7 protein-coding genes and 1 pseudogene are annotated in these 11,503 nt (G+C 67.1%); 4 read left to right on the top strand and 4 right to left on the bottom strand.

The genetic code is table 11. The annotated features are described in order from the left end of the window. The 3 genes from ACFWF3_RS09110 to ACFWF3_RS09100 all read left to right on the top strand — a co-directional run. Nucleotides 1-1,829 (top strand): hypothetical protein (locus ACFWF3_RS09110; RefSeq protein WP_379313170.1); only part of this gene is annotated, 1,829 nt, incomplete at its 5' end. Continuing rightward, nucleotides 1,826-2,626 carry an ESX secretion-associated protein EspG gene (locus ACFWF3_RS09105; RefSeq protein WP_379313169.1) on the top strand — a complete coding sequence of 267 codons (801 nt, stop codon included), beginning with the start codon at nt 1,826-1,828 and terminating at the stop codon, nt 2,624-2,626. The genes ACFWF3_RS09110 and ACFWF3_RS09105, both read left to right, overlap by 4 nt. 124 nt (nt 2,627-2,750) lie before the next feature. After that, a complete protein-coding gene (locus ACFWF3_RS09100) occupies nt 2,751-3,071 on the top strand; it encodes a WXG100 family type VII secretion target (RefSeq protein WP_301904962.1) in 321 nt (106 codons plus the stop codon). A gap of 12 nt (nt 3,072-3,083) precedes the next feature. Here ACFWF3_RS09100 and ACFWF3_RS09095 read toward each other — a convergent pair whose 3' ends face one another. Genes ACFWF3_RS09095 through ACFWF3_RS09080 form a run of 4 tightly spaced genes read right to left on the bottom strand, consistent with a single transcriptional unit; the run spans nt 3,084 to nt 5,530 of the window. Next, complete coding sequence (locus ACFWF3_RS09095) at nt 3,084-3,530, bottom strand: hypothetical protein (protein WP_379313167.1); 447 nt, start codon at nt 3,528-3,530, stop codon at nt 3,084-3,086. Further along, complete coding sequence (locus ACFWF3_RS09090) at nt 3,527-4,012, bottom strand: DUF6301 family protein (protein ID WP_379313166.1); 486 nt, start codon at nt 4,010-4,012, stop codon at nt 3,527-3,529. Before ACFWF3_RS09090 ends, ACFWF3_RS09095 begins: the two co-directional genes overlap by 4 nt. Further along, on the bottom strand, nt 4,009-5,118 hold the full coding sequence (locus ACFWF3_RS09085) for a toxin-antitoxin system YwqK family antitoxin (protein WP_379313165.1): 1,110 nt from the start codon (nt 5,116-5,118) through the stop codon (nt 4,009-4,011). The genes ACFWF3_RS09090 and ACFWF3_RS09085 overlap by 4 nt, the downstream gene beginning before the upstream one ends. A 28-nt stretch (nt 5,119-5,146) precedes the next feature. Next, nucleotides 5,147-5,530: a hypothetical protein gene (locus tag ACFWF3_RS09080; RefSeq protein WP_379313163.1), complete on the bottom strand. Its 384-nt coding sequence runs from the start codon at nt 5,528-5,530 to the stop codon at nt 5,147-5,149. Between the two features lie 363 nt (nt 5,531-5,893). Between ACFWF3_RS09080 and ACFWF3_RS09075 the strand changes: the two are divergent. After that, a pseudogene (locus ACFWF3_RS09075) lies at nt 5,894-11,503 on the top strand (hypothetical protein); the annotation flags it as partial.

The following is an 11,503-nucleotide window of genomic DNA, read 5'->3' as shown; positions in this document are numbered from 1 at the left end:
CGATCGAGGTGTTCAAGGGTTGCCAGAACCTGTTCCGCGACCACGACCTCAACAACTACGACGAGTCCAAGCTGGGCGGCAGCCAAGTCGACGCGGGTCCGCCGCTGCGGACCAAGTTCATCTCCGAGGCCACCCAGGCCAAGGACCTGCTCGGGCGCTATATCGACTCGCTCGAGGATCTGGTCTCCATGTTCAAGGCCGCGGGTGAGTCGTACACCGACACCGACAAGGGCTCCGGCGACAACATCGCCGCGCTCAAGGGCGATCTGAAGAATGTGAACTCCTCGCCGGGTGCCAAGGATATGAAGGGCGAGGTCTCCCAGGCCGGTGGTTACACGCCGGCCCACTGGGAAGTCGATGTCAAGGTGCGGCAGGGCACCGGCATGGAAATCAAGATGGAGAAGCACAACTACGACATCGAGACCGCGAACGTGCCCAAGCACGCGGGCACCGCGACGGCGGAATCGGTCGGTGTGCGGATACCCGTCCGCGCCGCGGACAACATGTCCTGGCGTGATATGTACGACCTCGGTCAGCGGCTGTCCTGGCAGGAGGTGGCCAACGACGCTCCGATCTGGGAGGCGATGGCCCATGCCGTGCACGGCGCCGCCTACAACCTCGAGCAGAAGCTCGGTGAGATCACCCGCGACCGGTGGGAGAGCCAGGGCGGTGACGCCGCGTTCGCCGCGATCTCCACGTTCGGCAAGTCGGCGATGACCGCGAGCGACTCCTTCACGATGATGCAGCAGAACCTCGAGTACACCGCGAACTGGTTGTACGCGACCAAGGTGTGTATGCCGATCGACAAAGAAGACAAGTGTGACGACGATCTGCAGGAGAACCGCGATCGGTACAAGCGCCACTACGTCGACGGTGTCGGGCAGACCGAGAAGCTCTTCCCTTCGGCCGCGGAGCCCGCGGCGCCGAAGGGGCCGGTGAAGCCGCCGGAGAACAATAACAACAATAATAACAACAACAATAATAATAATAATAACGGCAACAGTAATAACAACGGCAATAATAATGCCGGTGGTAACAACAACTCCGGTGGTAGCGGAAATTCCGGTGGCAGTGGTAATTCCGGGGGTGGGAGCCAACAGCAGGCGACGTCGCCGGCCGCGGTGGCTGCCCAGCAAGCGGCGCAGCAAGCTGCCCAGCAGGCGGCCGCGGAGCTGCAGCAGAACGGCACCAACGGTTCGCAGCAGAGCGCGAACGGTCAGACGGCGGGTTCCATCGGATCAACTGGATCCACCGGGTCGTCGGCGGGGTCGAGTGGGTCGGGATCGGGCGACATGTCCAGCATCCTGTCCTCGGTGATGTCGGCGGTGACGTCCGCGGTCTCCTCACTCACCCAGGCGCTGCCCTCGCTGGCCACCGCGTTGCAGCAGGTGTCCGCCGACACCAGCGGTACCGGCGCCACCTCGGGCCTGCCCGATTTCACCCAGCTGGGCAACCTGTTCGGGCAGTTCCCCGACCTGACCGAACTGCTGTCACAGTCGCCCGAGCTCAACCAGCTGATCGCGGACAACCCCGCCCTCTCGCCGCTGGCGGAGTTGCTCGGCATCGACACCGTGACGACGACCGTCGACGGGGCGGGAGTGCCGGAGGAGAGCGCCGAAACGGCTGCGGGCGAAGCATTCCCGCGCGCCTCGCTGCCCGACTTCTCCAACCTCTCGGGTCTGGGCGAGGTCGTCACCCCGCTCACCGGCTTGCTCGCCGAGTCGATGGCGACCGAAGCCCCCGCGCAGGTTGTGGAAGCACCGGTCGAATCCGTGGAAGTCGGCGCCGCCGGTTCGCTCGCGCACGCACGGCCGGAGGCGCAGGCGTGACGCGGAAGTGGGAGCTCACCGACATCGAATTCCGGGTGCTGTGGCAGCGATTCGTCGGCACCGATCTGCCGCGTCCGCTCACCTTCCAGACCAGGACTCGCCTGCACGAGGACTACGAGGAAGAGAAGTACCAGGTCTGGCAGCGTCTGCAACACACGGTCGATCCGACGCTTCGCTCGGTCTTCGACGTGCTGGAGCGGCCGGAAGTGTATGTGCGGCTGCGTGGTTGGAACGATCGTGCGCGAGACGACGCCGGCCAGTGGCTCAAGGCCAGGGCCGCACGAGCCGGCGCCAACGGGTACCTGGTCTACCAGCTCCCCGGTGAAACCCCCACGCACAGTGGTGGTTACACGGTGGTCGACATCGGTCCCCACGGCCTGGCCGACGCCATCGTCGACCTGATGCCGGCCACCGGTGCGGGCACGGGCGGGATGATCCCGCTCGTCACCGACGCGAGCGCCGGCGCCGGCGACGAGTACGGGCAGCGATCCTCGATGTTCTTCGAGGAAGCCGACACCTCGATCGTCGAGCGCAGCACCGAGTTCTTCAGCCGTTCCGCCGACCGCACCGGAACCATCAATATCCTGCAGAATCAGTCCATGTTCGGCTCGCGGGGGATGCATCGCGACATCCTGGTGTGGCGTGATCTTCCCGACGACGGGCGCTATGTCATCGAACTCCCCAGCGAGAATCCCATCGCCACCCCGATGTCGCGATCGGACCTGACCGAGAAGGTCAACACCTCCATCCAGCGCATGATGTCGCGCGTGGAATCACATTGGGAAGCAAGCGCATAGGGGCCGCGAGGTACCCACCGTTCACAGCGCTTTCATCTCGGGTTCGTTCCGTCGTGCGAGGCTGTTGCGCACGCGAAAGAGTTGTGGTGTGCTCAGAGCCACCACTCGTGGAGGGATGAGGGCGATGGGCACCTTCGAGTACGACGCCGACGATTTCCGGACCGCGGCCGGAAAATCGCGCAACGTCAGCACGCAACTCACCGGCATCATCAATACGCTGAACAGCTCGCTCAACGGCCGCGGAAACGTCTGGGGCAATGACAAACTCGGTCAGAGCTTCAACGACGGCCCCGGCGGCAACGACGGTTACGACTCGTCGTGGACCAACACCAGCGACAACGTCAAGACGATGGCGAAGTCCATGGGCGAGTTCGCCGACGGCCAGACCGAAAGCGCCGACTACATCGACAAGATGGAAAAGGGCAACCGCGACGGCTTGACGTAGCTGCGCAGTCGGTCAACTCGCGTCCGGGATACCGAGGCCGGGCAGATGCAGGCTGCTGTTTCCGGCACGCTCGACCCAGCCCTGGTAGCCCAGCGTCAGCGGGGAGTCGATGCCGAAGCCGTCGCGGAGTCCGGTGACGGTGATCGCGGCGAGCCGACGGTAGGCGTCGGTGTCGACCGGCCAGGGGAATTCGGCCCACCAGTTGTCGCAGTGGTCCTGGTCGGGTTGGCGCCAGCCGGCCCGGGTGATAGCTCGCCAGCCTGCGTCGTCGGGGCGGGATGCCGGGTCGAGCCAAGCGTTGCCGGGGAGTTCGGCCAGGACCGATTCGCTCGTCTTGCGAAATTGTGCGAAGCGGCGCGAACCGGATGGTGCCGCTTCGCCGATCACCAGAACGGTGGTGTCGGGGGCGGCGGCGAGCTCGTTTGCCAACCCACGGGCGAATTCTTCCCAGTCGGTCACAGTAGGCCCTGGTTGTCGAGTTGGAGGTTGCGGTCGTCTGCGGCGAGGCGGGTATTGGTGACCAGGTTCAGCCAGATCGACGCGGCGGAGAGGATGAGGACGACGGTCGTTTCGGCGCCTGCCCATCGAATTTGCGGGGTCGGTGCTGTGACCTGTGCGGTCGGTTCACCGAGGCGCTCGCTGATCGCCTGCGCGTAGTCGGCGAAAGCTGTTTTCACTGCGGGCTTTTCGCTCGCCTCGGCGTAGTCGGTGAGCTGCAGCTCGATGCGGGTTACATCGCCACTTTTGGCTTGGATGGTCCCGCTGTCGGGGCCGAATCCGGTGTCGAGCATGATTCGGCGCGGTCGGCTGGAGATGGTCTGCCAGCCGAATTGTTCGACAATCGAGGGGGCATCGTCGATGTTCCATGACCAGTCGAGGGCGGCCAGTCTGCCGGAGAGATCGGCGGCGTCGGCGGATGGCATCGTTCGCCATGTGGTCATTCGCTTGCCTTCCTGTTGTCTTGGAGCGCGAGGCCGGTCATGGGAGCCGCGAGTGCGCCATCCTCATCCCATTGACGTCGGAGTAACAGCCGGTGGTGTCTGTCGTAGTGGTGTTCTTCGCTGATCCGGCCGTCGGGGCGGTACCGGTACCAGGATCCGATGGGGCCGGTGGGGCTGTTGACACCTTCGTGGCTGACCTTCCCCCTGACTGATTCGGTATAGAGGCCGTCGGGATAGCCGTCGCGATAGTCCTGGATGTATGTGGGGGCGTGGACTCGTCCGGTGAAGGGGCGACCGTTGTGCTGGAGGGCACCGGATTCGGCGGCTGTGAGCGTGGGATCGTCGTGAGCCAGGTCGGGGTGTGTCTCGGCGGGGTAGGCGGTGAGCTCGCCGTTGTCGTCTCGGCGCTGTTGGCGGAGAGTCTTTCCGGAGTCGTCGGCGATTTCGCGGTGTTGTGGTGTGCCGTCCTGGTTCCAGGTGATTTGGAGACCGATGGGGTTTCCCCGGTGGTTGACCCAGGCGTGGTCGCGTGCGCCGTCCCAGTGCCAGGCGAATTCAGGCCCGTCGCGGTAGCCGTCGAGGTGCCATTCGATTTCTACTATGGGCCCGTCCGCGTAGTTGTAGCCGTATCCGACGGCTTGGCCGGTGAATGGTCGGCCGTGGTAGGTGTTGAGGCCGTCGTGGTTCTTGTCGTAGACGAGTCCGGGGTCTTTGTGGTTGACGGCGCTCGGGAGAAGGGGTTTGGCAAGGGCTGCGGCGTCGAAGTCTTCGACGAGAACTCCGGCGGAGTCCCAGCGTTTACGGTGTTGGAGATAGCCGCTCGTGTCGTAGCTGTCTTCTTGGATGAGCGTGCCGTCGGGGGACCAGTAGCGCCAGTCGTCGTACTTGAATCCGCGCCTGTACCAGCCTGAGTGCCGCCGTGTTCCGTCCGGATACCAGGCGGTGCAGCTTTGTTCGCGGTAGCCGTTCTCGTAGGAAGTGTTGTCGATTTCGGTGAAGTCGGGCAGGTATTCGACTGTTTCACCGGTGAATGGTTCGCTGCGGTAGTAGACCCGTCCATCCACCGTGGTCAGTTCGGGGTCATTGATGTCGATGAACAGCGACACGCGACGTTCCTTCCCGCTCGTTCGCTTCTCAGAAATAGGACAGGAACGCCGCGTCGAAATCGGGGTCGCGGGTGTCGAAGTTCTGGGGGACGTAGTCCTGGGCGCGGACGTGCTCTACGAACTCGGTGGGCAGGACGAGGGCCTGCTCGGCGAGGTACTTCAGCGAGTCCTCGCGCCAGATCCAGACGCCGTCGGAGTACAGGGAGGGGCCGCCCTCGATGTCGGCGTCTCTGATGAACAGGTCGGGGGATTCGCCCATGACGTCGAAGATCGCGCGAACCTTGCGCATGTAGTTCAGAATCCGGTCGCGGTCGCCCTCGACGGTACCGGTGGGCGCGTCGAAGACCGAGGGCAGCTCGTCGTGCCCGCGCTCGTACATCTCGCGGTACATGGCCACCGGCTTCAATTCCATTGCGTGCGTCCCGTTCTCGATATCATGGAGTCTGTGTCCGGCTCGGCGTGCTCGTCGGCTCGGGGCGCCCCGTCGTGCCAGCGCTTCGGCGTGCCCCGACCCCGATCCTTCGCCCGCACCGGCTGGTCGTCAAGTCGCCCGCACGGGGTTCGTTCCGGCTGCCTGGCGTTCATTCTGTCGTCACCACGGATTCGTCGGTAGCTGTCACTCTGTTGCGCAGGCGAACGAGTTGTGGTGTGCTCGACCGGGCATCACTATTGAGGGATGAGGGGCGATGGCGACGTTCACGGACTCGAGTTGGTGACGTAGCGCTCCATGATAGATCTCCCATCTGGGCTGCATTGGCTCTCGATTCTTGCCGGCATGGAGTGGCCGGAGGGCAATGAAGACGAGATGTGGGCCATGGCCGAGGACTGGCGCACGGCCGCAGATGGTCTTCGTGGCCTGGTAGACGACGTCGACGCCGCCAAAGATGCTGCGTTCAAGGCATATCCGCAGGGCGACGGCGTCGAGGACATGCTCAAGGCCTTCGAGGGGATGGCCCGCGGCGACCAGTCGGTGACCAAGCTGGGCGAACTGTTCGACATCCTCGGCGACTCGGTGTATCAGACCGGCACCGAGATCGAATACACCAAGATCATGTTCCTGTCCTCGCTGGGCTTGCTGGCGCTGGAAATCGCTGCGGCGTGGATCTTTCCGCCGACAGCGCCCGCGGTGGAGGCCGCCGCGATCGGCGTGACCCGCGTGGTGGCGCGGGGAATCTTCGGGCGCGTGCTGGCCGCGATCCTGCGACACGGCGCGAAGGCCGTGATCACCCGGGTCCTGAAGTTCATCGGCCAGCACGTCGCGATCGACACGGCGCTGGGCACCCTGCAGGAACTCGGCGTCCAGCAGTGGCAGGTGGATCAGGGCCACCGCAAGGAGGTCGACTGGAACCAGGTCAAGGCGGCCGCGGTCTCCTCCGCCGCCGGTGGTCTGGCGGCCGGGCCGTTCGGCCACTTCCTCGGCAAGCGGCTCGGCGACGGGATGTCGCCCTGGCTCAAGGGTGCGATCACCGGCACCGGTGCCGGCCTGGTCGGCGCGGGCGGCGGCATGCTCGGCCAATTCGGGTACGAGGGCATGACCCAGGGGTGGGATCAGGCCTGGAACAACCTGAAGACCGCGGCGTCCGACCCGCTCATGTGGAGTGCGGGTGCCACCAACGGCGGGCTTTCGGGGCTGAACAAGGCCGGGGCGAATTCCGCGTGGTCGGCGATGAAGCCCGGGTTGTTCGAGCGCCCCAGCTTCAGCTCGCAGGTTCGCGATGCCATGCCCGGCCACGACCTCGGAACGTTCGGGCAGAACGACGGTGCGGGCGGCGACGGGTCGTCCAACCGTCCCGGCGGCGAGGGCGAGAACCGGGCCGGAGCCGACGACGAGGCGACCGGTGCCGGTGGTGACGACGGCGTGCGCGCGGGTGCGGGCGACGACACCATGGGCGACCAGGGCTCGGGTGAGTCGCGGGCCGGCGCGGGTGACGACGGCCAGTCGATGCGCCCCGCCGGTAGCACGCAGTCGCCCGAAGGCGAAGCCCAAGGGCCGACGAATTCCGAAGAGGGACGGGCGAATCAGCAGTCCGGCGACGACGGACAGTCCTCGGCAGAGGGCGGCGCGGGCGCTGGGCGACAGGATTCCAAGCCCGAGGTGCAGGGCGGTGAATCGCAGGCGGGCGACGGCGGTCGTCAGGACGGCAGCGGCCGTGCCGAAGGGGAAAGCCCTGCGGCACAGTCGGATTCCGGGCAGGACAAGTCCCGGGCGGGCGAGGCCGACCAGGCCGACGGCGCGAGCGTCGGCGAGGGCACGCGCACCGACGCGCAGTCGAGTGGTCAGCCGGTGACGCAGGTCAACGATTCTCCGGCGACCAACCGGGACACCGCGACGCAGGCCGGGGCGCCGGTCGGCGCGGGTATGACAGGTGCCGGGCCCGCGGCGACGGCGGGGCCCTCGCCTGCCGCGACCGGTCAGGCGCCGGTCACCAATCAGGCCGCGACGCCGACGACCGGTCAGCCCGCCGCGAGCCCCGCTCAATCGCCCACTGCGCCAACGCAGTCGACGCCGCAGCAGTCCACGCCGGGCCAGCAGGCGCCCGCGCAGGGTTCGCAGCCGGCGGCCCGCCCCGGCGCTCCGGAAGTCCGCGCGGGGCTGACCGACGGTGTGCAGCCCGGATCCGACATTCGTTCCGGCGCACCGGAAGTCAGAACCGACAACCCGACTGTCGATGAGTCGAGGGTGGCGGACCCGCAGGGCACCGCCGAAGATCCCGGTGCGACGAGTCGACCCGATGGTGAGAGTCGCGCGGGTGTCGGTGAACAGCGCGGCGCCGGTGTGGCAGAGACGCCGCTGCAGGGGTTGCAGGCCGCGCCGGGCGAAGCGCCGCCGACCCGCGCGGGCGAGCCCGAGGCAATCGCCGACCGGACTCGTGCCGGGGATTCCGAGGTTCGGCCGGAGTCCGACCCGCTGGCCGATATTCCGCCGGTGGTGCCTATCGTCGGTGCGGATCCGGGCGCGAGCCCGGCCCGGCCGGGCCCGGAGACAGGTCGTCCCGGGCGACCGGGCGCCGACGACACCGCCTCGCCGAGGGACCGCGCCGACTCCGGCGATGATCGCAGGCAACCGCAGCCAGACGACAACGACAGCGGCCCCGTCTACGACACCCAGCTGCCCAATGGCCAAGGCGTCGTGCACCATCCGACCGGCACGGCCATCGGTGAGGACGCCCGCACGCACCGGGTGAGCGAGAACGTCCGCAACGACGGCTCCCACGACGTGGTCGTGCACGGGCGGCGCGACGGTTCGGTGACGCCGAGCAACGGGGACCCGGTCCACCCGCGCGACATCGTCGACGCGATCCGCAGCAACCCGAATTACGTTCCAGGAACGCCGATCCGGCTGCTTTCCTGCCACGCGGGCAACAGCAAGGGCTGGGCGCAGTACATCGCCGACCAGCTCGGCGTCGACGTCACCGCGCCGACCGATCGCGTCGGTGTGCGGCGCGAGCCGGGCTCGGACCCGGTGATCGATCGCGGTGGCAAGTGGCGCACGTTCAGCCCCGAGTCCGCGACGACACCGAGCGATACACCTTCGCCCAGAACGGATTCCGATCCGTCCGATCCTCGCGATCGTGACACTCTCGACGGCGACGGCCCACCACTGGATCGCGACCTCGTCGACTTCATGAGCGACCAGGACCCGCCGACCCGCCCGACCGCGATGTCGTTCCTCCAACCCGAACCCGGGACCGTCAACGCACCGTTCAGCCGAACGCCCGGTGTCGACGCGCATCTGCTGGGCGTGCTGGATCCGAACGACCCGATGGTGCAGACCGCGGGCGACCCACCCCGGATCACCCATGTCGGCGGGGAGCCGATCGACGAGTTCTCCCACCGGCTCAGCGAGGAGCGTGGCCAGGCGTTCGTCGACGCGTCCACGCCGGACGCGGCCCTGGTCGCCGACTACGAGCAGCACAAGGCCCAGCAGCAGGCGCTGGAAACCGCGAAGTCCGACAAGGGCCGGGCGGTGCGCGATGCCGCGATGGCCCTCAAGGACGCCCGGGCAGCACACACCCGCGCGGTCGAGGCCGCCGCGGACGCACGCAACCGTGGCGTCGCGGACGCCGACGCGCTCGACCGCGCCGCGGAGGACGCCGCGGACGGGGTGCAGCGCGCGGAAGCAGGCGTCGCGGACGCCAAGCAGCAGGCCGCGGCGGCCAAGACCGCCCTCGACAACTTCCTGGCCGCCGACGCGGCCGAAGCCGAGGCAGGCAATTCGCCCGCCAAGCGCTTGGAGAAGGCCGAAGCCGAGCGGCTGCCCGGCAAGCGGCGTGGCCACGTCACATCCATCACCATCGACCGCCTGACCGGTCGCGTGTACGAGGCCGCCAACGGCACCTCCGAGCAGCGCATCCACCCCAGCGAGCTGCACCCGACGCTGCACGACAACGTCGCCCGCTACCAGGACCCCACCGACGCTTACCACAACGGGCGCGACCCGGCCCATTTCCCGCACACGGACAACCCGCTGGGCCACGCCGAAGTGCGCGGCACCAACGCCGCGCTGCACGACCGGGAACTGCTCAACCAGCAGCGTGGGCCGGACGACCAGCTGCCGACCGATTTCGACGGCCTGGCTTCCATTCTCAACTCGCCGTTCGTCCCCAGTCGTGGCGTCGAAGCGCCCTGCTGCGCCAACTGCACCCGGGTGGTGCAGGGCACCGAGAGCACCGCGGGCCACATCATCGACGAAGGGGCACCCCGGGTCGACCCGCTGCGGCACGCCGATCTCGAACAGGCGGCCAGGGACGGCAATCCCATCGAACCCCGCTTGGTCTCACCCGAATATCCGGAGACCGACTTCATGGGCGACGACGATGATGTCGCCGGTCCGGATCGCGGGTCCGATGATTCGGTGCCGCCGGGGATGTTCCGTGGGGAAGATGGGCTGTTGCACCGGCCCGGGGATCGAACAGACAGTTATCGGGATCCGGATGGGACCTGGCATCACGTCGATGACCCGGCGGACACCAAGCGCAATGTGAAGTTCGGGTTGTACGGTCCCGATGGTTCGTTCATCAAGGACCACCTGAGTAGCGCCGACTACCTGTACGACGCGATGAAGGGCGATTCGGACTCGCACGAGATGCGCGATCCGGACCGGGCGGCCGAGCTGGAAGCCGCGTCGGAGCGGCGCCTCGAACTGCAAACCGAACGTGACGGCGTTCGGACCGAGCTCAAAAAGCTCATGGCCGAGTTCGAGATCAAAGAGGCGAAAGAGCTCGCTCCCAAGCGTCTTTCCGAAGCGATCCAGAATCTGCGCCAGGAAATCCGGTCCGATGCCACCCTGAGCCCGGACGAACGGACCGCCAGACTCGAGCTGCTCGGCGATCTGGAAGACACCGCCACCGACTACAACGACCTCGGTCGCGAGATGATCGAGGTGTCCAAGACGCTCGGCGAGGTAGCCGGAATCGACTTCGCGCTCGATCCGGACGCCCGCCCGCGGGCCGTGCTGCTGACGCCGTTCGAAGGGGCATTCGACGGCGCCGGTGTGGTCGACATCGCTGCCTACGTCCCGCGCGCCGACGCGGACTCGGCGCCGACCCTGGTCGTCGTGGAGGCCAAGGGCGTCGGCTCGGTCCTGGGCGGCTCCAAAATCGCGCAGGCGGAACAGGGTTCGCCGGAATACCTGCGGCGCACTTTGGACATGGATCGCAATCTCGCGCAGATCCTCAACGAGACTCCCGACCAGATGGTGGCCCGGGGCATCGACCCCGACAGCGCCGAGGGCCGCGCGCTGACCGACGCCGTCGCCGACCTGCGGCAAGCGATGGAAGACGGCACCCTGCAGGTCGAGTACCGGCTGGTACATACTGCCGCCGACGGAACGATCACCGTCACCGAGCTGCTGCTCCAGCGCGACGGCGTGAATGTGCTCGCCGATGTTCCGTTGCCGTTCGGCGCCGATCCGAATGCGCTCGACCGTGGCGATGACTCGCGCGACGACGACATCGATTTCATGGATGACGACGACCTGCCGCCCAGCGATACACCGGATACACGGGACAGCGATCCGCCTGAGCTGGCCCCCGCGATGTCGAAGGTCCAACCGGTGCCCGCCGTCGGCGAAGAGCTGGGGTCGAGCGATGTGCCCGCCGCGAAGGCGCACCTGCTCGGCGAGCTGACCGGCGACATAGTCCGGGATGCCGACGGTTACATCACCAAGGTCGACGGTGAGTACGTCGACGAACTCGTGCGCCGGGTGGCTGCCGAGCGGTTGCCTTTGTACGCGGCGGTCAGCGAAACGGCGGACCGGCAGAAGGCTGCCGATATCGCGGCGACCAAGCCGGAAAAGGCCCGTCTCGCTGATGAATTGGACGCCGCCAAGCGTGCGCGAGGCATCGCGAATCGCAATCTGAAAGGTGCGGCGCCCGAGGATCTC

Source organism: Nocardia sp. NPDC060220, assembly GCF_042727815.1.
Lineage (GTDB): Bacteria > Actinomycetota > Actinomycetes > Mycobacteriales > Mycobacteriaceae > Nocardia.
Note: the sequence above shows the minus strand (reverse complement) of the source record. Positions and strands in the feature narration are given on the sequence as shown.